The organism is Escherichia sp. MOD1-EC5433 (assembly GCF_002966005.1).
In the GTDB taxonomy this organism is placed as follows: Bacteria; Pseudomonadota; Gammaproteobacteria; order Enterobacterales; family Enterobacteriaceae; genus Escherichia; species Escherichia ruysiae.
On the sequence record NZ_PTRL01000001.1, the window covers coordinates 243,357 to 265,522 of the forward strand.

The 22,166-nt window shown below is 51.4% G+C and carries 22 protein-coding genes and 1 pseudogene; 11 read left to right on the top strand and 12 right to left on the bottom strand.

Annotation, left to right across the window (positions count from 1 at the left end; all coding sequences use genetic code 11):
- Positions 1 to 11: 11 nt before the first annotated feature.
- From ytfT to C3D30_RS01250, 3 genes are read left to right on the top strand one after another with little or no spacing between them, the layout of a single operon-like run.
- Entirely contained in the window at positions 12 to 1,034 is a 1,023-nt protein-coding gene (gene ytfT, locus C3D30_RS01240; RefSeq protein ID WP_010349751.1) for a galactofuranose ABC transporter, ATP-binding protein YtfT, read from the top strand.
- A complete protein-coding gene (gene yjfF, locus C3D30_RS01245; protein ID WP_000596003.1) occupies positions 1,021 to 2,025 on the top strand; it encodes a galactofuranose ABC transporter, permease protein YjfF in 1,005 nt (334 codons plus the stop codon). The genes ytfT and yjfF overlap by 14 nt, the downstream gene beginning before the upstream one ends.
- Positions 2,026 to 2,051: 26 nt before the next feature.
- Positions 2,052 to 2,567 (top strand): DUF2569 domain-containing protein, encoded by a 516-nt coding sequence (locus C3D30_RS01250; RefSeq protein ID WP_000263318.1) that lies wholly within the window; start codon positions 2,052 to 2,054, stop codon positions 2,565 to 2,567.
- 39 nt (positions 2,568 to 2,606) lie between these two features.
- Here C3D30_RS01250 and fbp read toward each other — a convergent pair whose 3' ends face one another.
- Positions 2,607 to 3,605 carry a class 1 fructose-bisphosphatase gene (gene fbp / locus C3D30_RS01255; protein ID WP_000853756.1) on the bottom strand — a complete coding sequence of 333 codons (999 nt, stop codon included), beginning with the start codon at positions 3,603 to 3,605 and terminating at the stop codon, positions 2,607 to 2,609.
- A 175-nt stretch (positions 3,606 to 3,780) separates the two neighbouring features.
- Between fbp and mpl the strand changes: the two genes are divergently transcribed.
- Positions 3,781 to 5,154, top strand: a complete 1,374-nt coding sequence (gene mpl / locus C3D30_RS01260; RefSeq protein ID WP_001219776.1) for a UDP-N-acetylmuramate:L-alanyl-gamma-D-glutamyl-meso-diaminopimelate ligase — start codon at positions 3,781 to 3,783, stop codon at positions 5,152 to 5,154.
- A gap of 85 nt (positions 5,155 to 5,239) precedes the next feature.
- Here the strand turns inward: mpl and yjgA are convergent, their stop codons facing one another.
- On the bottom strand, positions 5,240 to 5,791 hold the full coding sequence (gene yjgA / locus C3D30_RS01265) for a ribosome biogenesis factor YjgA (RefSeq protein WP_000166265.1): 552 nt from the start codon (positions 5,789 to 5,791) through the stop codon (positions 5,240 to 5,242).
- Positions 5,792 to 5,884: 93 nt separating this feature from the next.
- Between yjgA and pmbA the strand changes: the two genes are divergently transcribed.
- The 4 genes from pmbA to C3D30_RS01290 all read left to right on the top strand — a co-directional run bounded on the left by pmbA (position 5,885) and on the right by C3D30_RS01290 (position 8,393).
- Entirely contained in the window at positions 5,885 to 7,237 is a 1,353-nt protein-coding gene (pmbA, locus tag C3D30_RS01270) for a metalloprotease PmbA (protein ID WP_001162191.1), read from the top strand.
- 55 nt (positions 7,238 to 7,292) lie between these two features.
- Complete coding sequence (gene cybC / locus C3D30_RS01275) at positions 7,293 to 7,679, top strand: cytochrome b562 (RefSeq protein ID WP_021551485.1); 387 nt, start codon at positions 7,293 to 7,295, stop codon at positions 7,677 to 7,679.
- A gap of 191 nt (positions 7,680 to 7,870) precedes the next feature.
- Positions 7,871 to 8,113: a type II toxin-antitoxin system RelB/DinJ family antitoxin gene (locus C3D30_RS01285; protein ID WP_000212715.1), complete on the top strand. Its 243-nt coding sequence runs from the start codon at positions 7,871 to 7,873 to the stop codon at positions 8,111 to 8,113.
- The gene (locus C3D30_RS01290) at positions 8,103 to 8,393 is read left to right on the top strand and encodes a type II toxin-antitoxin system RelE family toxin (RefSeq protein ID WP_001105430.1); all 291 of its coding nucleotides are present in this window, start codon (positions 8,103 to 8,105) and stop codon (positions 8,391 to 8,393) included. The genes C3D30_RS01285 and C3D30_RS01290 overlap by 11 nt, the downstream gene beginning before the upstream one ends.
- On the opposite strand, the gene nrdG is transcribed toward C3D30_RS01290, so the two are convergent.
- The 5 genes and pseudogenes from nrdG to treR form a co-directional block, all read right to left on the bottom strand.
- Positions 8,394 to 8,858 (bottom strand): anaerobic ribonucleoside-triphosphate reductase-activating protein, encoded by a 465-nt coding sequence (gene nrdG, locus C3D30_RS01295; protein WP_105286357.1) that lies wholly within the window; start codon positions 8,856 to 8,858, stop codon positions 8,394 to 8,396.
- A gap of 187 nt (positions 8,859 to 9,045) precedes the next feature.
- Positions 9,046 to 11,184 carry an anaerobic ribonucleoside-triphosphate reductase gene (gene nrdD / locus C3D30_RS01300; RefSeq protein WP_000187803.1) on the bottom strand — a complete coding sequence of 713 codons (2,139 nt, stop codon included), beginning with the start codon at positions 11,182 to 11,184 and terminating at the stop codon, positions 9,046 to 9,048.
- Between the two features lie 393 nt (positions 11,185 to 11,577).
- The gene (treC, locus tag C3D30_RS01305; protein WP_105286358.1) at positions 11,578 to 13,233 is read right to left on the bottom strand and encodes an alpha,alpha-phosphotrehalase; all 1,656 of its coding nucleotides are present in this window, start codon (positions 13,231 to 13,233) and stop codon (positions 11,578 to 11,580) included.
- A gap of 49 nt (positions 13,234 to 13,282) precedes the next feature.
- Complete coding sequence (gene treB, locus C3D30_RS01310; RefSeq protein ID WP_016159997.1) at positions 13,283 to 14,704, bottom strand: PTS trehalose transporter subunit IIBC; 1,422 nt, start codon at positions 14,702 to 14,704, stop codon at positions 13,283 to 13,285.
- A gap of 118 nt (positions 14,705 to 14,822) precedes the next feature.
- Positions 14,823 to 15,773: pseudogene (gene treR, locus C3D30_RS01315) on the bottom strand (trehalose operon repressor TreR); the annotation flags it as partial.
- Between the two features lie 171 nt (positions 15,774 to 15,944).
- Here treR and mgtL point away from each other — a divergent pair.
- Together mgtL and mgtA are read left to right on the top strand one after the other, a co-directional pair.
- Entirely contained in the window at positions 15,945 to 15,998 is a 54-nt protein-coding gene (gene mgtL / locus C3D30_RS01320) for a mgtA regulatory leader peptide MgtL (RefSeq protein WP_001387276.1), read from the top strand.
- 140 nt (positions 15,999 to 16,138) lie between these two features.
- Complete coding sequence (mgtA, locus tag C3D30_RS01325; protein WP_105286359.1) at positions 16,139 to 18,835, top strand: magnesium-translocating P-type ATPase; 2,697 nt, start codon at positions 16,139 to 16,141, stop codon at positions 18,833 to 18,835.
- 45 nt (positions 18,836 to 18,880) lie between these two features.
- On the opposite strand, the gene C3D30_RS01330 is transcribed toward mgtA, so the two are convergent.
- From C3D30_RS01330 to pyrL, 5 genes are all read right to left on the bottom strand, one after another.
- Positions 18,881 to 19,336 (bottom strand): transposase, encoded by a 456-nt coding sequence (locus tag C3D30_RS01330; protein WP_001130090.1) that lies wholly within the window; start codon positions 19,334 to 19,336, stop codon positions 18,881 to 18,883.
- Between the two features lie 66 nt (positions 19,337 to 19,402).
- Positions 19,403 to 19,789 (bottom strand): enamine/imine deaminase, encoded by a 387-nt coding sequence (locus C3D30_RS01335; RefSeq protein ID WP_000047542.1) that lies wholly within the window; start codon positions 19,787 to 19,789, stop codon positions 19,403 to 19,405.
- 72 nt (positions 19,790 to 19,861) lie between these two features.
- Positions 19,862 to 20,323, bottom strand: a complete 462-nt coding sequence (gene pyrI / locus C3D30_RS01340; protein WP_000148581.1) for an aspartate carbamoyltransferase regulatory subunit — start codon at positions 20,321 to 20,323, stop codon at positions 19,862 to 19,864.
- Positions 20,324 to 20,335: 12 nt separating this feature from the next.
- Positions 20,336 to 21,271, bottom strand: coding sequence for an aspartate carbamoyltransferase (pyrB, locus tag C3D30_RS01345; RefSeq protein WP_000013052.1), 936 nt, complete (start codon positions 21,269 to 21,271; stop codon positions 20,336 to 20,338).
- 2 nt (positions 21,272 to 21,273) lie between these two features.
- Complete coding sequence (gene pyrL, locus C3D30_RS01350; protein WP_001296693.1) at positions 21,274 to 21,408, bottom strand: pyr operon leader peptide; 135 nt, start codon at positions 21,406 to 21,408, stop codon at positions 21,274 to 21,276.
- Between the two features lie 262 nt (positions 21,409 to 21,670).
- On the opposite strand from pyrL, the gene tabA reads away from it, so the two are divergent.
- Entirely contained in the window at positions 21,671 to 22,123 is a 453-nt protein-coding gene (gene tabA, locus C3D30_RS01355) for a toxin-antitoxin biofilm protein TabA (protein ID WP_000583474.1), read from the top strand.
- Positions 22,124 to 22,166: the final 43 nt, after the last annotated feature.

Below are 22,166 nucleotides of genomic sequence, written 5' to 3' on the forward strand. Positions count from 1 at the left end.
AGAACAGTGTGATGCCTCAATCTCTCCCTGACACCGCGTCGTCGAAAAGGCGTTTTCGCTGGCCGACGGGAATGCCGCAACTGGCGGCGCTATTGCTGGTGCTGCTGGTCGATAGTCTGGTCGCCCCACATTTCTGGCAGGTGGTGCTTCAGGATGGGCGTTTGTTCGGTAGCCCCATCGACATTCTTAACCGTGCGGCTCCCGTTGCGTTACTGGCGATTGGCATGACGCTGGTGATCGCCACTGGTGGGATTGATCTCTCCGTAGGCGCGGTGATGGCTATCGCCGGAGCCACAACTGCCGCGATGACGGTAGCGGGATTCAGCCTGCCGATTGTTTTGTTAAGCGCCCTGGGCACCGGCATTCTGGCAGGATTGTGGAATGGCATTCTGGTGGCGATCCTCAAAATTCAACCGTTTGTCGCCACTCTGATCCTGATGGTTGCCGGGCGCGGCGTGGCGCAACTGATCACCTCCGGGCAGATCGTCACTTTCAACTCACCAGATCTCTCGTGGTTCGGCAGTGGATCGCTGCTGTTCCTGCCAACGCCAGTCATTATCGCCGTGCTGACGCTTCTCCTGTTCTGGCTGTTGACTCGCAAAACGGCGCTGGGGATGTTTATTGAAGCCGTTGGTATCAACATTCGGGCAGCGAAAAATGCCGGAGTGAACACTCGGATTATCGTCATGCTCACCTACGTGTTGAGTGGGCTGTGTGCGGCAATAGCGGGCATTATCGTGGCTGCGGATATTCGCGGTGCGGACGCCAATAACGCCGGATTATGGCTGGAACTGGACGCCATTCTCGCGGTTGTGATCGGCGGTGGATCGCTGATGGGCGGGCGTTTTAACCTGCTGCTTTCGGTAGTGGGGGCGCTGATCATTCAGGGAATGAACACCGGGATTTTACTTTCGGGCTTTCCGCCAGAGATGAACCAGGTGGTGAAAGCGGTGGTGGTGCTTTGCGTGCTGATTGTTCAGTCGCAACGCTTTATCAGTCTGATTAAAGGAGTACGTAGTCATGATAAAACGTAATTTGCCACTGATGATCACCATCGGCGTTTTTGTGTTGGGCTATCTCTACTGCCTGACGCAGTTTCCCGGTTTTGCTTCTACGCGAGTGATCTGCAATATCCTGACCGATAACGCCTTTTTGGGGATCATCGCCGTCGGTATGACCTTTGTGATCCTCTCTGGCGGTATCGATCTCTCCGTCGGTTCGGTGATCGCTTTTACCGGCGTGTTTCTGGCAAAGGTGATTGGCGACTTTGGGATTTCACCACTCTTGGCCTTCCCACTGGTACTGGCGATGGGCTGTGCATTCGGCGCATTTATGGGGCTTTTGATCGACGCGCTGAAGATCCCGGCATTCATCATTACCCTGGCGGGAATGTTTTTTTTGCGTGGCGTCAGCTACCTCGTTTCGGAAGAATCGATCCCGATTAACCATCCCATTTATGACACACTCTCTGGCCTTGCGTGGAAAATTCCCGGCGGCGGTCGCTTAAGCGCGATGGGGCTGCTGATGCTGGCGGTCGTGGTTATCGGTATTTTTCTCGCACATCGCACCCGCTTTGGTAATCAGGTGTATGCCATTGGTGGCAACGCTACATCAGCGAATCTGATGGGGATTTCCACCCGCAGCACCACGATTCGCATTTATATGCTTTCCACCGGACTGGCGACACTGGCGGGGATTGTCTTCTCTATTTACACCCAGGCCGGATACGCGCTGGCAGGCGTTGGTGTGGAACTGGACGCTATCGCCTCCGTGGTGATTGGCGGTACACTTTTAAGCGGCGGCGTTGGGACAGTATTAGGAACGCTGTTTGGCGTGGCGATTCAGGGACTCATTCAGACTTACATAAACTTTGACGGTACGCTGAGTTCATGGTGGACGAAAATCGCCATCGGAATTTTGTTGTTTATTTTTATTGCCTTACAGCGTGGGTTAACGGTGCTGTGGGAGAATCGTCAGAGTTCGCCAGTAATAAGAGTGAGTCCGGAAAATACAATAAAAGAGTAAATTCACTGATATATAAGGATATTTTTATGTGGGCAAAGGAAGGTGAGGGTTTAAGTACAACATGCAAAAGTTGTGGTGTGGATGTTTTACCACCTGATGATTATTGTAGAAGCTGTGATGATAAAAAACTTACGGGGATTGGCGGTTGGCTGTATTTACCTGCTATTTCTTTAGTGCTGGTGATTATTTCGAGCATTTATTCTTTTGTACGAACATGGGGGCTTGCTCAGAGTAGTCAGGAAGAACCGCTCAGAACTCTGCTTTATCTGGAAGTGGCTGGATTTGCCACGATATTTCTGTTGGTAAGTTATACTACCTTTTTGTTTTTTAATAAGAAACGCCAACTTCCGCACTACTATATTGCCCTTCTTCTGGCGCTCTTCGCATTGAATGTTGCTGATATCTGGGGAGCAGTACAATTTCTTCATGCCACAATTGATTTTTTAGACGCATGGGGTGTGCTGAAAAATATCATTCATCTGGCTATCTGGGTCCCCTATTTCCGAGTCTCTAAACGAGTCAAATTAACTTTTGTTAATTAGAACGCAAAAACGCCGGAACAATCCGGCGTTTTTAGACCATTACGCGTCCGGGAACTCACGGATAAAGCGTTCGACATCTTCAACCATATGGTTATTGCCGACGAAGAACGAACGGCGCTGGTGCAGGGTTTCCGGGATGATATCCAGAATACGCTCTTTGCCATCGCTCGCTTTACCGCCTGCTTGTTCCGCCAGGAATGCCATCGGGTTGCACTCATACAGCAAACGCAGCTTACCGTCTGGGTGGCTGGCGGTGCTTGGGTAGAGATAAATTCCACCTTTCAGCAGGTTACGGTGGAAATCCGCAACCAGTGAACCGATATAACGCGAGGTATACGGGCGGTTGGTGGATTTATCTTCTTCCTGGCAGAATTTAATGTACTTCTTCACCCCATTAGGGAACTTAATGTAGTTTCCTTCGTTGATGGAGTAGGTTGAGCCTTTCTCCGGGAAGCGCATCCGTTCCTGGCACAGGCAGAAAACGCCGAGTGAAGGATCATAGGTAAAGGCGTGAACACCGCATCCTGTGGTGTAAACCAGCATGGTAGAGGAGCCGTATACCACGTAACCTGCGGCAACCTGTTTGTTGCCAGGCTGGAGGAAATCTTCTTCCGTTACCGGCGTACCGACAGGTGTAACGCGGCGGTAGATGGAGAAAATCGTACCGACAGAGACGTTAACATCGATGTTGGACGAGCCATCCAGTGGGTCCATCAGCACAACGTATTTTGCGTGTTCACAGCCTTCAAAGACGACAATCTCATCTTCTTCTTCAGATGCAATGCCCGCAACGATATCGCGCGCTTTCAATGCGGCTTTCAGTTTTTCATTAGCGAACAGGTCGAGTTTCTGTTGAACCTCGCCCTGCACGTTCTCAGCACCGCTGGCACCCAGGATATCAACCAGTCCTGCTTTGTTGATATCGCGATGGATAATCTTGGCGCCCAGTTTTATTGCCGACAGCAAAGCAGTGAGCTCACCGGTAGCATGAGAAAACTCGTGCTGCTTTTCGACAATAAATTCACCTAACGTTTTCATAAAACTTTCCCTGCAATGTTTATGGAGTAAAGCGACCGCAACAATCTTAACAAATAATCTGAATGTTGCGCTCAGGTGAATCGCGCCAGCAAATTACGGATTATCCTGAAATGCGTTTCTCACTTGCCCGACATATGCGTAAAATGAGCGGTAGATTAAAAAAGGATAATGACGTATGCGCATTCATATTTTAGGAATTTGTGGCACGTTTATGGGTGGTCTGGCGATTCTGGCGCGCCAGTTGGGCCATGAAGTAACGGGTTCGGACGCTAATGTGTATCCGCCGATGAGCACCTTACTTGAGAAGCAAGGCATTGAACTGATTCAGGGTTACGATGCCAGCCAACTCGATCCGCAGCCGGATCTGGTGATTATTGGTAATGCCATGACCCGTGGAAATCCGTGTGTGGAAGCGGTACTGGAAAAAAACATTCCGTATATGTCGGGGCCGCAGTGGCTGCACGATTTTGTGCTGCGCGACCGCTGGGTGCTGGCCGTTGCCGGTACACACGGCAAAACCACCACGGCGGGAATGGCGACCTGGATTCTGGAACAGTGTGGCTATAAACCGGGTTTTGTTATTGGCGGTGTGCCTGGAAACTTTGATGTTTCGGCGCGTCTGGGCGAAAGCGACTTCTTTGTTATCGAAGCGGACGAGTATGACTGCGCCTTCTTCGACAAACGCTCCAAATTTGTCCATTACTGCCCGCGCACGCTGATCCTCAACAATCTTGAGTTCGATCACGCCGATATCTTTGATGACCTGAAAGCGATCCAGAAACAATTCCACCATCTGGTGCGTATTGTTCCTGGGCAGGGTCGTATTATCTGGCCGGAAAACGACATTAACCTGAAACAGACCATGGCGATGGGTTGCTGGAGTGATCAGGAACAGGTAGGCGAGCAGGGACGCTGGCAGGCGAAAAAGCTGACCACCGATGCTTCCGAATGGGAAGTATTGCTGGACGGCGAAAAAGTGGGCGAAGTGAAATGGTCACTGGTTGGCGAACATAACATGCACAACGGCCTGATGGCGATTGCTGCGGCTCGTCATGTTGGTGTTGCGCCGGCAGATGCTGCTAATGCGCTGGGGTCGTTTATCAACGCGCGTCGTCGTCTGGAGTTGCGCGGTGAAGCGAATGGCGTGACGGTGTATGACGATTTTGCCCATCACCCGACGGCGATTCTGGCAACGCTGGCGGCGCTGCGCGGTAAAGTCGGTGGTACGGCGCGTATTATTGCCGTGCTGGAACCGCGCTCAAACACCATGAAGATGGGCGTCTGCAAAGACGATCTGGCACCGTCGTTAGGCCGTGCCGATGAAGTCTTTCTGCTGCAACCGGCGCATATTCCGTGGCAGGTAGCTGAAGTGGCAGAAGCCTGTATTCAGCCTGCGCACTGGAGTGGTGATGTCGATGCGTTGGCAGATATGGTGGTGAAAACCGCCCAGCCTGGCGACCATATTCTGGTGATGAGCAACGGCGGTTTTGGTGGTATTCATCAGAAACTGCTGGATGGTCTGGCGAAGAAGGCGGAAGCTGCGCAGTAATTCTGAAGCTTCAGCCTGGAGTAGCATTGCCGGATAAAGCGTTTACGCCGCATCCGGCAAACCATACTCACATCAACAACACAACTTACCCTTCGTTCTCTGCCAGCTCGCGCAGATACTGGAAAATCTGTCGTGCGGATTTCGGCGGCTTATTCCCTTCTTTCTCTTTCTTCGCGTTGCGGATCAGAGTACGCAGTTGCTGGCGATCGGCATCAGGCCACAAGTTCAATACGTCAGCGATGGCATCATCACCGTGATCGATCAAACGATCGCGCAGGTTTTCCAGTTTATGGAACAGCACCACCTGCTGGTTGTGGCGGTTTTTCAGCTTATCCAGCGCCTGACGGATAGGCTCTACGTCGCGCTGGCGCAGCATCTTACCGATGAGCTGCAACTGGCGGCGGCGACCTTCCATCTTAATACGCTGGGCTAACTCGATAGCCGCACGCAGATCCGCATCTAACGGGATCTTATCCAGCGCGTTTTTCCCCAGATCAACAATTTCCGCGCCCAGGCGTTTTAACTCCTCGGCATCGCGTTTAATTTCACTTTTACTGACCCAGATAATTTCATCGTCTTCGTCTTCGATATCATCACCGGGAACGTCGTCGAGCCAGTCTTCGGGCTGCTTAGTCATGTCAGGCTCCTTAAAAAAAGAGGCTAATGTTACCAGTTAAGATGCGCACTGAAAAACGGTTCTCTGTTAGACTTCAGAGAAACTCTCTACATTATGGCACTTGCAATGAAAGTAATCTCTCAAGTTGAAGCGCAGCGCAAGATTCTGGAAGAAGCAGTTTCGACTGCGCTGGAGTTGGCCTCAGGCAAATCGGACGGTGCGGAAGTTGCCGTCAGCAAGACCACCGGCATTAGCGTAAGCACGCGCTATGGTGAAGTGGAGAATGTCGAATTCAATAGCGATGGCGCGCTGGGGATCACCGTTTATCACCAGAACCGCAAAGGTAGCGCATCATCCACCGATTTAAGCCCGCAGGCTATTGCCCGCACCGTACAGGCGGCGCTGGATATTGCTCGTTATACCTCGCCAGACCCTTACGCAGGTGTGGCAGATAAAGAACTGCTGGCCTTTGATGCGCCGGATCTCGATTTATTCCATCCTGCAGAAGTTTCCCCGGATGAAGCTATTGAACTGGCGGCTCGTGCTGAACAGGCGGCATTGCAGGCGGACAAACGTATCACCAATACCGAAGGCGGCAGCTTTAACAGCCACTACGGCGTCAAAGTATTTGGCAACAGCCACGGCATGTTGCAGGGATACTGCTCAACGCGTCATTCACTCTCCAGTTGCGTGATTGCCGAAGAAAATGGCGATATGGAACGTGATTACGCCTACACCATTGGCCGCGCGATGAGCGATCTGCAAACGCCAGAGTGGGTTGGGGCAGACTGCGCTCGCCGCACTTTATCGCGCCTGTCACCGCGTAAACTCTCCACCATGAAAGCGCCGGTGATTTTTGCCAATGAAGTCGCAACCGGATTGTTTGGTCATTTAGTTGGCGCAATTGCCGGTGGCGCGGTCTACCGTAAATCCACCTTCCTGCTCGACTCGCTGGGCAAACAAATTCTGCCGGACTGGCTGACCATTGAAGAACATCCGCATCTGCTGAAAGGGCTGGCCTCTACGCCATTCGACAGCGAAGGGGTGCGCACCGAGCGTCGCGATATTATTAAAGATGGCATCCTGACCCAGTGGCTGCTGACCAGCTATTCCGCGCGTAAACTGGGGCTGAAAAGCACCGGACACGCAGGTGGTATTCACAACTGGCGTATTGCCGGGCAAGGACTCAGCTTTGAGCAGATGCTCAAAGAAATGGGCACCGGCCTGGTAGTGACGGAACTGATGGGCCAGGGCGTGAGTGCAATTACCGGTGATTATTCCCGTGGTGCAGCGGGCTTCTGGGTCGAGAATGGCGAAATTCAATATCCGGTTAGTGAAATCACTATCGCAGGTAATTTAAAAGATATGTGGCGCAATATTGTCACCGTCGGTAACGATATTGAAACACGCAGCAATATACAGTGTGGTTCTGTACTGTTGCCGGAGATGAAAATCGCCGGGCAGTAAAAAAACTGGCGCGACCTGCCGCGCCGAATCTTCATAATAAAAAAGGAAGTGAGCAATGCGTAAAAGCCTGTTAGCTATTCTTGCAGTCTCCTCGTTGGTATTCAGTTCGGTGTCGTTTGCCGCTGAGCTGGAAGACAATATGGAAACCCTCAATGACAATTTAAAAGTGGTCGAAAAGGCGGATAACGCGGCACAAATCAAAGATGCGTTAACCAAAATGCGCGCTGCGGCGCTGGATGCGCAAAAAGCGACGCCGCCGAAGCTGGAAGGTAAATCACCAGACAGCCCGGAAATGAAAGACTTCCGCCACGGTTTTGACATTCTGGTCGGTCAGATTGACGACGCGCTGAAGCTGGCAAACGAAGGTAAAGTCAAAGAAGCACAGGCTGCCGCAGAGCAACTGAAAACGACCCGCAACGCCTATCACAAGAAGTATCGTTAATTCCTTATTGGGCGGTGAAACGTTACCGCCCAACGCTTTCTTCTCCCTTCATAAAATCACCGCAATATCTATCTTCACCACGGCATATTCCTGCGTGTCGTCCTCATTTTTGCGAGGCGTTTTCCAGAAATGAATGTAATGCATATGTAATGCTATAATGCATTACACTTTTCATAATTACCGGAGGCATAATGGCCACACTTAACGTCCGCCTGGATGACAAACTGAAAAATGAGGCTTATGCGGTGCTGGAAAAATTAAATATCACGCCTACTGAAGCAGTGCGGCTGCTGTTTCAATACGTTGCGGAAAATGGACGAATGCCGGTAAAAACGCTCACTGTCAGTGATAGTGAAGAAGCCTTGTTACGCACTGTCAGGGAACGACTGGCCAACCCACAAGAGGCCATTAAGGTCCGACTGGATGAACTATGAGCTGGCTTTTGATCTGCGGGCGCTGAAAGAGTGGCAAAAACTGGGCGTGACAGTCCGGGAACAATTTAAAAAAAAGCTTGAGGATGTGCTGAAAAGACCGCGCAATCCATCGGCTAAACTGCGGGATTTACCGGACTGCTACAAAATTAAGCTGCACACACTGGGATATCGCTTGGTTTATCAGGTTAACGATAAAGAGTTGCTCGTGTTGGTGATAGCTATTGGTAAGAGAGAGAACTCAGCCGTTTATGAAGACGCGACTAAACGGCTGGATGAGTGATTAACGCAAATGATGCACCACCTGATTGCTGCTGCCGCGCCAGATCAGGGAAGGGTCTTTTAAATCCTGCACAAATTTGCCGTCGATCAGCACGTTAATCAAATCAACAACCTGCATTTGCGCAGTGTTGAGTTCGTCGAGTTTATAGCCTGTCCACACCCAGATATCTTTACCCGGACACTCGGCGCGGATGCGTTGTACCAGTTTTAAAATGTCCGGCACGTTTTGCGGATGCAGCGGATCGCCGCCGGAGAGGGAAATACCCTGGCGTTTGATACGAGTGTCATTCAGATCGTTGATGATCTGGTCTTCCATTGCTTTGGTAAATGGCTGACCGGAATTTACCCGCCAGGTGCTTTTGTTATAGCAACCGGGGCATTCATGAACACACCCGGAGACAAACAGAGTGCAGCGAGTGCCGGGGCCGTTGACGATGTCGACAGGATAGTACTGATGATAATTCATTTTCGCTTCTCAATTGACGCCATGACTGCTCTGGTGCGTACGGGGCGAAGTCCTCTGAGGCTTACGCATTTGCCACCTTGCGACGACACCAACTGGCTAGAGGCAACTCATTATGTCGGGAGTCAAGAAGGGGCACGGAACGGTCCCCTCTCCCTGAGGGAGAGGGTTAGGGTGAGGGGGGGAAGGCTTAACCGATCTGCCCATTACCCAAATGTTTAACGCGGCGCTTAACTTCTTCCTGCTTACCGGCGTTAAACGGACGCGCATCCGGGCTACCTAAATATCCGCACACGCGGCGAGTTACCGACACACGGGAGGTGTCATGGTTACCACATTTCGGGCAGGTGAAGCCTTTGCTGGTGCACTCAAACTCACCGGTAAAGCCACATTCATAGCATTCATCGATCGGCGTATTGGTGCCGTAATACGGTACATGCTGATAGCTGTAATCCCAGACATCTTCCAGCGCCTTCAGGTTGTGCTGAATGTTTGGATACTCGCCGTAGCAAATGAAACCACCGTTAGCCAGCGGCGGGTAAGGTGCTTCAAAGTCGATCTTGTCGTACGGGTTCACCTTTTTCTCCACATCAAGGTGGAAACTGTTGGTGTAGTAACCTTTATCGGTCACGCCCGGCACCACGCCAAACTCAGCGGTATCGAGACGGCAGAAGCGGTCGCACAGATTTTCACTTGGCGTGCTGTAAAGGCTGAAACCGTAGCCAGTCTCTTCTTTCCACTGATCAACCGCCTGACGCAGACGTTCAACAATCGCAATACCTTTCGCGCGAAGCTGCTCGTTGTCATAAACATGCTCGCCGCCGAACAGCGCGTTAATGGTTTCGTGGATACCGATGTAACCCAGCGAAATAGACGCACGGCCGTTTTTGAAGATTTCAGAAACATCATCGTCGGCATTCAGGCGTACACCGCAGGCACCTTCCATATAAAGGATTGGAGCCACGCGCGCTTTCACGCCCTCGAGACGAGCGATACGGGTCATCAGCGCCTTACGTGCCAGCACCAGACGTTCATCCAGCAGCTTCCAGAAGGTGGCTTCATCGCCTTTTGCTTCCAGAGCAATACGCGGCAGGTTCAGGCTGATCACGCCGAGGTTGTTACGACCATCGTGGATCTGCTCGCCGTTTTCATTTTCCCACACGCCGAGGAAGCTGCGGCAGCCCATCGGGGTTTTAAACGAACCGGTGACTTTCACTACCTGATCGTAGTTCAGGATATCCGGATACATGCGCTTGCTTGCGCACTCCAGCGCCAGCTGTTTGATGTCGTAGTTCGGATCGCCTTTTTTATGGTTCAGGCCATCGCGAATCGCAAACACCAGTTTCGGGAACACGGCGGTTTTGCGGTTTTTACCCAGGCCAGCGATACGGTTACGCAGGATGGATTCCTGAATCAGGCGCGACTCCCAGCTGGTGCCCAGACCAAAGCCAAAGGTTACAAACGGTGTTTGACCGTTGGCGGTGTGCAGGGTGTTTACTTCGTACTCCAGCGACTGGAAGGCGTCGTAGCACTCTTTGATGGTACGAGAGTTGGCGTAGCCTTCGGCGTCCGGGATGCTCCACTCTTCCGCCGTTTTACGGTGCTTGTTGTAGCTGGCGGTGACAAACGGAGCCAGAACTTCGTCGATACGGTTAATGGTGGTGCCGCCATAAATATGGCTGGCAACCTGGGCTATAATCTGCGCAGTTACTGCGGTGGCAGTGGAGATCGACTTCGGTGGTTCGATCTCGGCGTTCCCCATCTTAAAGCCCTGGGTCAGCATACCTTTCAGGTCGATCAACATGCAGTTGAACATCGGGAAGAACGGCGAGTAATCGAGGTCGTGGTAGTGAATATCGCCACGCTCATGCGCCTGCACCACGTCACGCGGCAACAGGTGCTGACGCGCATAGTGTTTAGCAACAATACCAGCCAGCAGGTCGCGTTGGGTTGGAATTACCTTGCTGTCTTTGTTGGCGTTTTCATTGAGCAACGAAGAGTTGGTTTGCTCGACCAGACCACGGATCTCCTGGTTCAGGCGACCGCGTTTTTCACGTTCGATGTCGCGATCGTGACGGTACTCAATGTAAGCACGAGCCAGTTGTTTGTACGGGCCTGACATCAGCTGGTTTTCAACTGCGGTCTGAATTTCGTTGATATCGACCTGGTTGCGGCCTTGCATTTGCTCGCTGACGACGGCGGCAACAGTGGCACAATAATCTGCATCATCGACTTCCGCTGCTTTAGCTGCACGCAGAATGGCTTCTTTGATGCGCTCTGATTTAAACGGCACTTTGCAGCCGTCTCGTTTCATCACATGCGGTGTCATGATCGCTCCATATTTTTAAGAACAGGTTATACACAGAAAGTTGGGAAGTGCGCCCCGCTTTATTTAGCTCTTTTTACGGGGAGTTACTGCAATCCCAATCCGCTTTATCCACAATTTTGTCGGCTTTGTTGGCGTGTGTCTTGGTGCAAGTATAGTCGACGGATACAACATATTGGGTTGAGAGGCATTTTAAAGTCTATATATAGTGCTTTGCATTAAGGATGTTTGAGGTTTTTTTGATTTAGCTCAAAGTAAAAAGCAGAGTGTACGGATGACGGGCGCTACAGCGATGTGTAAATTTTTTAATAATTTTCTGTTCAAAAAACCAACAAAAACAACGCTCTGACAGGTAAGGCCCCGGAAATACTCGCTTTACCGGGGCCTGGAGAAGAATTATCTCTGCAACCACCAGACAGCCTCAAAAGGTCGCAATGTCATGGCTCCCGGTTGAGAGGCGGCTTCTTCATAGTTATGCATTAATAGTTGCCAGTCGCCGCTGATTTGCGTTGGTTGCCAGGGCTGCACGTCACGGCTAAGGTTGGCTATCACCAATAAAGTTTGCCCCAGCCATTCACGGCGATAGCACCACAATACAGTGCTGTTTGGCAGGAGATCCTGGTAATTGCCCCATGTCAGAATGGGTTCTTGTTTACGCAGCGTGATTAACTTCTGGTAGGTGTAAAACACTGAGGATTCATCGGCCAGCGCAGCTTCCACGTTGATTTCGCGATAGTTATCACTCAGACCAATCCACGGCTCGCCGGTAGTAAACCCTGCGTTATCGCCGTTGCTCCATTGCATTGGCGTGCGGCTGTTATCGCGGGATTTACTGGCGAGGATTGCCAATAGCTCTTCGGCGTCACGCCCATCGTTGCGCAGCTCGGCAAACATATTGAGGCTCTCCACGTCGCGGTAATCGGTAATGCGCGTGAAATGCGGATTAGTCATGCCAATCTCCTCACCCTGGTAGATATACGGTGTTCCCTGCATACCATGCAGTACCATCGCCAGCATTTTTGCCGCAGGCTCACGGTAGTCACCTTCATCGCCAAAGCGAGAAACAATGCGCGGCTGATCGTGGTTACACCAGAACAAAGCATTCCACGCAACGTTGTGCATTCCCTGTTGCCAGTGGCGGAACAATGTTTTTAACGCCACAAAGTCAGGTTTAGCCAGCGTCCATTTTTCACCGCCGGGGTAATCGACCTTCAGGTGATGAAAATTAAAGGTCATCGACAATTCACTGCCTGTCAGTGCCGCGTATCGCTGGCAATGTTCAAGGCTGGTGGAGGACATTTCACCCACAGTCATTAATCCGCGTGGCGTAAAGACATCGCGGTTCATTTCGTGCAAAAACTCGTGTGCTCGTGGCCCGTCGGTGTAGAAGCGACGCCCGTCGCCATCCAGATCGTTGGGGAAGTTCTGGTCTTTGGAAATCAGATTCACCACATCCAGGCGCAGCCCGTCTACCCCGCGATCGGCCCAAAACTCACAGACTTTTTTCAGTTCTGCGCGTACTGCTGGGTTTTCCCAGTTGAGATCGGCCTGTTCTGGTGCAAACAGATGCAAATAATACTGTTCGCTTTCTGCGTGCCAGCGCCAGGCATTGCCGCCGAATTTAGAACGCCAGTTATTCGGTGGTATTCCTGGTTCGCCATCACGCCAGATATAAAACTGACGGTAAGGACTTTCTTTGTTCAGTGCCTCGCGAAACCAGGCGTGTTGGGTAGAAGTATGGTTAAACACCATATCAAGGATAATGCGAATACCGCGCGATTTCGCCTGCGCCACCAGTTCGTCAAAATCGTCCAGCGTACCGTAGGTGGGATCAATCGCCGTATAGTTCGCTACGTCGTAACCGTTATCGACCTGTGGGGAGACATAAAAAGGTGTCAACCAGATAGCATCGACGCCCAGTTTTTGTAGGTAGTCGAGGCGCAGAGTGACTCCTCGCAGATCGCCGGTGCCGCTGCCCGTGGTGTCCTGAAAACTCTTTGGATAAATCTGGTAGATAACGCCGTTTTGCCACCAGTGGGGAAGATTAGTCATTACGTCATTCCTGCAAATGCGAGGGGGCGCAAGTGCGCCCCGAAGAAAATTAAACAATGTTCAGCGTGCCCAGGCGGTGTTTTCGCTGGTAGATAAACGAGGTGAGCACAATCGGGATGATGATGGCGATAGCCATGGCCAGCGCAAATACCTGCCAGTAGCTCGGCTGAATGGAGAGAATACCAGGCAGGCCACCGACGCCGATGCCATTCGCCATAACGCCGTTCAGGCCGCAGAGCAACCCTGCCAGACCGGAACCAATCATCGCGCACAGCATCGGGAAGCGATATTTCAGGTTGATGCCGTACATTGCCGGCTCAGTGACTCCAAGATAAGCGGAGATCGCCGCTGGAACCGAAATTTCCCGCTCGTTCTGTTTACGGCTGGCGATAATAACTCCTACCACTGCCGACGCCTGAGCAATATTCGAAAGGGCAATCAGCGGCCAGACTGGCGTACCGCCCATGCTTTGAATCATCTGCATATCAATGGCAAGCGTGGTCTGGTGTACGCCGGTAATGACCAGCGGCGCATAGAGGAAGCCAAACAACGCTGCGCCAATCGGAGCAAAGCTGCCGGTCATCAGGTGACGTACTGCAAAGGCAACGCCATCGCCAATCATGCGACCAAACGGACCAATCAGCGCATGGGCGAGGAACACTGCGAGGATCAGCGAGCAGACCGGTACAACCACCAGATAGAGATAATCCGGCACGATGCGCTTAAGGCGAGTTTCAATAAAGCCCAGCGCCAGCCCGGCTAACAGCGCCGGGATCACTTGCGCCTGATAACCTACTTTCGCAATACTGAACATGCCAAAGTCCCACACTTCCGGCACCTGCTGCCCGAGCAGATAGGCGTTCATCAGTTGTGGAGAAACCAGCGTTACGCCAAGCACAATACCAAGGATCGGCGTGCCGCCCATCTTTTTCACCGCCGACCAGCAAATCCCAACCGGCAGGTAGAAGAAGATCGCCTCACCGATCAACCACAGAAAATCGTAGATCGTTTGCAGGGAAGGGTACATTTGCGCCAGCGTCTGGCCGTTGCTCATCGGCAGATCGCCGATAACATTGCGAAAACCGAGGATCAAACCGCCGCTAATCAGCGCGGGCAGCAATGGGAAGAAGATCTCCGCGAAATGGGAGATCAACTGCTCATGCCATTTCATATTCTGCCTGGCGGCTTTTTTCACCTGCTCTTTATCGACCTGCGCCTGACCAGTCGTTGCCAATAACGCTTTGTAGTAATCGCCAACGTTGGTGCCAATCACCACCTGAAATTGTCCTGCATTGGTGAAACAGCCTTTCACCATGGGGAGTTGTTCAATTTCTTTTGGTCTGGCATTGGCTGGTTGGTTGAGGACAAAGCGCAGGCGAGTAATACAGTGGCTGACCGTCGCGATATTGCCGCGCCCGCCGACCAGTTCAATCAACCGATCGATATCCGTTTGGTTCACTTTGCTCATCATAAGGCCCCGTGGCAGATGACATATTTGGTTGACGGCAGAATATAGTGGGAAGGAAAAATTAAAAATGGGAACGTTCCCGAAACACGGCGAAGATCACAATTTATCGTTCAGGAAACGATCAGGACAGGGTGGCGGGGATGATGATTTGTTGCGGTTCGCTGCGCCCGGTTATCTGCTCAATCAACTGGCAGGCCGCCTGGCGTCCGGCTTCTGCGTAGCCTGGGTCAACGGTGACGATCTCCGGATGGAGGAACTTCATCAACGGTGTATTACCAACGCTCGCCAGCTGTAAGGTATCGATGCGTTGCTCTTGCAGGTATTTACTTGCGCCAAGTGCCAGCGTGTCAGTTGCGCACAGCAACGCGGTGGTTTCAGGGGTAATAACTTTTGCCACGTTCTCATAACCTTGCTTCATGGCGAGGCCAGGCAGAGCGGCGACGGGATGCAGTTTATGCGCTTTGCAGAACGCCAGATAGGCTTCGTGACGTCGTTTACCGGTCGTCACGTCGCTGTGCGGTACGCCGAGATAACTGATATTGCGATGCCCCTGGTCATACAGTCGTTGCATCAGGATTTTGATCGCCCCTTCGTCGTCATAACAGACAGAAGCAAAGCCCTTTGCGTCGCGTGCCAGCAGCACCAGCGATGACTGCCAGTGGGCCAACATCTCTTCGGTTATGCCAGTAAAACCAAACAGTACCACGCCGTCGATATTACGACGTTTCAAAACGCCCAGATGTTCGGCAACTAATTGTGGTGAAAACTGGCTTTCCATCATGATGGGGTCGTAACCCTGTTCATAGAATGCCGGCAGCATGGTCTGAACCGCGAGATTTTCTGAGAGCGAATCCAGGCGGGTCACGATGATGGCGACCACTTTATCGCTTTGCCCACGCATGGCGCGCGCAGAGCGGGAAGGGGAAAATCCATGCTGATTCATCACCGCTTCAACACGCTCGCGCGTACGCTGGCTCACGCCGCTTTCGTTATTCAGCACCCGGGAAACAGTGGATTTTCCCACGCCGCTCAAGCGCGCGATGTCTTTGATGGTCAGCCGATTTTGCATCCTGTTATCCCGTAACTTGTTGTTTAATTATTAGAGACTAACTTTACCCTCGCATTCAGCAATGGGCAAAGTCTGGTTTATCGTTTGTTTAGTTGCCGACAGGTATTATATCGGCATAAATGCTACGAATATTATTGGATTCGCGGCGCTATTTATTCACTTACCGGAGGTTATATGGAACCTGATCCCACGCCTCTCCCTCGACGGAGATTAAAACTTTTCCGGTAAGCCTGTCTTTTCACGGCGTTACCGGATGCGTAAGGCCGTGACGTTTTAACGTCCCTGCTCAGTTTTATTACCTTCAGGTAAGGCTTCGCCACGCCTGAAGATATTTCTGCACTGTTCCTGACAGCGCGGAGGGACTCTCTATGTTTAAAGAAATTTTTACCCGGCTCATTCGCCATTTACCTTCCCGTCTGATCCGTCGCGATCCGCTACCGGGGGCGCAGCAGACAGCGAATGCACCAATCCCGCCTTCCTTAAGCGCGCATTGCCTGAAAATGGCGGTGATGCCAGAAGAAGAATTATGGAAAACGTTCGACACCCACCCGGAAGGGTTGAATCAGGCGGAAGTGGAAGTTGCCCGTGAAAAACATGGCGAAAATAAATTACCTGCGCAACAGCCGTCACCGTGGTGGGTACATTTGTGGGTCTGCTATCGCAACCCATTTAATATTTTGCTCACGATCCTTGGCGGTATTTCTTACGCCACGGAAGATTTATTTGCCGCTGGCGTTATCGCGTTAATGGTGGCTATTTCTACGTTGCTGAACTTTATTCAGGAAGCACGTTCCACCAAAGCGGCAGATGCCCTGAAAGCGATGGTCAGTAATACCGCGACGGTGCTGCGCGTAATTAATGACAAAGGCGAAAATGGCTGGCTGGAGATCCCGCTCGACCAGTTGGTGCCCGGCGATATTATTAAACTGGCGGCGGGGGATATGATCCCGGCAGATTTACGTATCTTGCAGGCGCGGGATCTGTTCGTCGCTCAAGCGTCGTTAACCGGTGAGTCTCTGCCCGTTGAAAAAAACGCGACCACGCGCCAGCCGGATCACAGCAATCCGCTGGAGTGTGACACCCTGTGTTTTATGGGCACCACAGTGGTGAGCGGCACGGCACAAGCGATGGTGATTGCCACAGGTGGCAACACCTGGTTTGGTCAACTGGCGGGGCGTGTCAGTGAGCAGGAAAGTGAGCCGAATGCCTTTCAGCAAGGGATCAGCCGCGTCAGTATGCTGCTGATTCGCTTTATGCTGGTGATGGCGCCGGTGGTGCTGTTGATCAACGGTTACACCAAAGGCGACTGGTGGGAAGCGGCGCTGTTCGCGCTTTCGGTAGCGGTAGGTTTGACGCCGGAAATGTTGCCGATGATTGTCACCTCAACGCTGGCGCGTGGCGCAGTAAAGCTGTCGAAACAGAAAGTGATCGTCAAACATCTGGATGCCATTCAGAACTTTGGCGCTATGGATATTCTGTGTACCGATAAAACCGGCACCCTGACGCAGGATAAAATTGTGCTGGAGAATCATACCGATATCTCCGGTAAAACCAGCGAACGCGTGCTGCATAGCGCGTGGTTGAACAGCCATTACCAGACCGGGCTTAAAAACCTGCTTGATACAGCGGTGCTCGAAGGTACGGATGAAGAGTCGGCGCGCTCGCTGGCCAGCCGTTGGCAGAAAATTGATGAGATACCGTTTGATTTTGAGCGTCGCCGGATGTCGGTGGTAGTGGCAGAAAATACCGAACACCATCAACTGGTGTGCAAAGGCGCATTGCAGGAAATCCTCAATGTGTGTTCGCAGGTACGTCACAATGGCGAGATTGTGCCGCTCGATGACACCATGCTGCGTAAGATTAAGCGGGTTACTGATACGCTGAATCGTCAGGGGCTGCGAGTGGTAGCGGTGGCGACGAAATACCTGCCGGCGCGTGAAGGGGATTACCAGCGGGCAGATGAATCCGACCTGATCCTCGAAGGATATATTGCTTTCCTTGATCCGCCCAAAGAGACAACCGCTCCGGCACTGAAGGCATTAAAAGCGAGTGGCATTACCGTAAAAATCCTCACTGGCGACAGTGAGTTAGTGGCGGCGAAAGTGTGCCATGAAGTGGGACTGGACGCGGGAGAGGTGGTTACTGGTAGTGATATTGAAACTCTAACTGACAACGAACTGGCAAGTCTCGCGCAGCGTACCACGCTGTTTGCCCGCCTGACGCCGATGCATAAAGAACGCATCGTAACGTTGCTGAAGCGCGAAGGGCATGTGGTTGGCTTTATGGGCGATGGTATTAATGATGCGCCCGCCTTACGTGCTGCGGATATCGGCATTTCTGTGGACGGCGCGGTAGATATTGCCCGTGAAGCAGCGGATATCATTCTGCTGGAAAAAAGCCTGATGGTGCTGGAAGAGGGGGTTATTGAGGGACGTCGCACTTTCGCCAATATGCTGAAATACATCAAAATGACGGCGAGCTCTAACTTCGGTAATGTGTTCAGCGTGCTGGTGGCGAGTGCTTTTTTGCCCTTCCTGCCGATGTTGCCGTTACACTTGCTTATTCAGAACCTGCTGTATGATGTGTCACAGGTGGCGATCCCGTTTGATAACGTAGACGATGAGCAAATTCAAAAGCCGCAGCGTTGGAATCCGGCGGATCTGGGACGCTTTATGATCTTCTTCGGACCGATCAGTTCGATCTTCGATATTCTGACGTTTTGCCTGATGTGGTGGGTATTTCATGCCAACACGCCGGAAACGCAAACGCTGTTCCAGTCGGGCTGGTTTATGGTGGGGTTACTGTCACAAACGCTGATTGTGCATATGATCCGTACCCGCCGTGTACCGTTTATTCAGAGCTGCGCATCGTGGCCATTAATGATCATGACCGTGATCGTGATGATTGTCGGGATCGCGTTACCGTTTTCGCCGCTGGCCAGTTATCTGCAACTGCAGGCGCTGCCGTTAAGCTATTTCCCGTGGCTGATTGCGATTCTGGCAGGGTATATGACGTTAACCCAGTTAGTGAAAGGATTTTATAGCCGTCGTTACGGCTGGCAATAAGTGAGTGCTGAGACTGATCGATAAATATTCTTACTGGTCAGTCTCCTACGAAAAGACCTGAACAAAAAAATAAATTACTGCAAAAATAAAAAAACAAATAAACGTCCAGCTCAAATTATAAAGGGCGCTATAGCTTTTATTTACCGAACGAGAGAGAAAGATGTCTTCTTTTTTAATGTGTCTGGAGGAGATGTTGCGATACAGGCGGATATAATAAACACAATAAAGTAATAAAGGCGGTATTACCCATCCACCTGTTGGTTTGCCAAATATAAGCGTGAGTATAATGGAGACAGCAAAGAAAAGCAGAAAGACGATTTGCGCTTTGGATTCTATTTTTTTTAATTCGCTTCTGATGCCTTCAGCGTGCTGTTCTTGCCAGCGCCGCAGCGTGCTAATACTAAATTGATAGTGTTCACATAGCTCCTTATTAGACGTACCTTCTTTTGACCGCTGTAAAATTTCAGCAATTTGTTCATTCGTGAAACGGGATTTAGCCATCTTCAACCCTCCGTGGTTGAATCAGATAATCCAGGCGCGATTCCTGGATTATCTTTCTGACAGAGATTAGCGACGAACAGCGATCGCTTCGATCTCAATCTTCACGTCTTTTGGCAGACGAGCAACTTCAACGCAAGAACGTGCCGGGAAGGTAGCGTTGTGTTCGGTGAAGAAGGCTTCGTAAGTCGCATTTACGGTTGCGAAGTCGTTCAGATCTTTCACAAACACGGTGGTTTTAACGATGTCGCCCACTTTCAGGCCAGCCGCTTCCACGATAGCTTTCACGTTATCCAGTGACTGACGCGCTTGTGCTGCTACGTCTGCCGGTACTTCGCCAGTTTTCGGGTTTACCGGGATCTGACCGGAGGTGATGATCATACTGCCCAGATCAACGCCCTGAACATAAGGTCCGATAGCTGCCGGTGCATTTTCCGTAGCGATAGTTTTGCTCATGATTTCTCCTTTATTACAGCGGTAAAAAGTCTGGCTCATTATAGGGAGCCAGACTTTTATTACCAACCGCAATTAATTGGCCAGCACCACATTATGGGAAAACTCTTTTTCGCAGTATTTGCATTTGAGCGCGATGTCATTGGCGCGTTTTCGCACTGCAAAGCTGGAAGAAACCGGTTCGGCATGGCTGATACAGTTGCTGTTCGGGCAGACCAGCACATTGTCGATGCGCTCCGGCAGGCTGGGGCGTGATTTACCAACCACTTCATAATTGTCGATACGATTTACCGTGGCTTGCGGTGCGTACAGCGCCAGTTGGTCTACCTGATCTTCACTCAAAAAGGTATTTTCGATCTTGATCAGATCCTTGCGCCCCATCTCGCCAGAAGGCAGGTTCAGACCGATGGTGATACGCTGATCCGTTTCGGTCAGTTTGAACAGACTCAACAGCTTAAAACCGATCTGGGCGGGGATATGGTCAATTACCGTGCCGCGTTTAATAGCTTCAACCTGCAATTTATTATCGTGTGTCATCTCAATTTCCCCTTACAGTACCAGATCGCGATTCAGAACCAGCGCCAGTAACGCCTGGCGAGCGAAAATCCCGTTGCCTGCTTGCTGGAAGTACCAGGCGTGCGGCGTTTTATCGACATCCGTCGCAATTTCATCAATACGCGGCAGCGGATGCAGCACTTTCATATTGGCTTTGGCGTTGTGAAGATCGCTGGCGCGCAGGACAAACTGCGCTTTTACGTTGGCGTATTCGGACGGATCCAGGCGTTCTTTTTGCACGCGGGTCATATACAGAATGTCCACTTCCGCCATCACTTCTTCAATGGAACTATGCAGGCTCCAGGCGATCCCTTTTTCATCAAGCATGTCCAGAATGTACTGCGGCATTGCCAGCGCGTCCGGCGCGATGAAGTAAAAACGGTTGCCGTCGAACTTCGCTAACGCCTGAGTCAGGGAGTGAACGGTGCGACCATATTTCAGGTCGCCGACCATTGCGACGCGAAGATTGTCCAGACGTCCCTGGGTTTCCTGAATGGTGAACAGATCCAGCAAGGTTTGCGTCGGATGTTGGTTGGAACCATCACCGGCGTTCAGCACCGGCACATTGCCGGAAAACTCAGTCGCCAGGCGCGCCGCACCTTCCTGTGGATGGCGCATCACAATTGCATCGACGTAAGTGCTGATAACCGAGATGGTATCAGCCAGCGTTTCACCTTTTTTTCCCAGTGAGGTGTTTGCGCTGTCAGAGAATCCCACCACACTAGCGCCCAGGCGGTGCATCGAGGTTTCGAAAGAGAGGCGGGTGCGGGTTGATGCTTCGAAGAAGCAACTGGCAATCACTTTATGTTTCAACAACTCTGGTTGCGGGTTTGCTTTCAGTTTCGCCGCTGTCGCCAGCACCAGATTAAGGTCATCGCGACTAAGGTCATTTATGGAAATGATGTGTTTTTGATATAGCGGATTAGCCATGTTTATCTCCTGACGCCTGGGCAAAAAAAAGCCCCTCGATTGAGGGGCTGGGAATGGGTGATCAACGGGAAGAAAAACGGCAGGCCAGCGTCTTTTTTCAGACGCGGTAAGACAAAATGTCGAACACACTGAACCATACATCCTCCCGGCAAATTGTCCGGCATTATACTCAGCCAGAAAGTGGGATCAAGCGATTAATGCAAGAAATTCCCCAGGTAAACGATTGTTGTGAATTTATATGCTTCAAATTTGAATTTATAACGAAATGAATTTGGGGGGGGAATGTGGGTGGAAAAATATGCGCTGGCGCAATCAGGCGGCAAAAAATGCTGGTATGGCAGTAAGGAATTACGTATAACAAGAGAAATGAAACGATGTTTTAATTGAGGGAATGAAAAAATGATCATCGGAAATATTCATAATCTCCAGCAATGGTTACCGGAAGAGTTACGCCAGGCGATTGAGTATATTAAAGCGCACGTTACGGCAGAAACGCCAAAAGGTAAGCACGACATCGAAGGCAACCGCCTGTTTTATCTTATCTCTGAAGATATGACCGAGCCGTATGAAGCACGCCGTGCGGAGTACCATGCCCGCTATCTCGATATTCAGATTGTACTAAAAGGGCAGGAAGGCATGACCTTCAGCACACAACCTGCGGGCACGCCGGATACCGATTGGTTAGCCGATAAAGACATCGCCTTTTTGCCAGAAGGTGTTGAGGAGAAAACAGTTATCCTCAATGAAGGCGACTTTGTCGTGTTCTATCCGGGTGAAGTACACAAGCCACTATGCGCAGTGGGCGAGCCAGCCCAGGTTCGCAAAGCGGTTGTGAAAATGCTGATGGCGTAAGTGGATTATGCTGGAGGCGACGTTACGCCGCCTCCGGTACTGG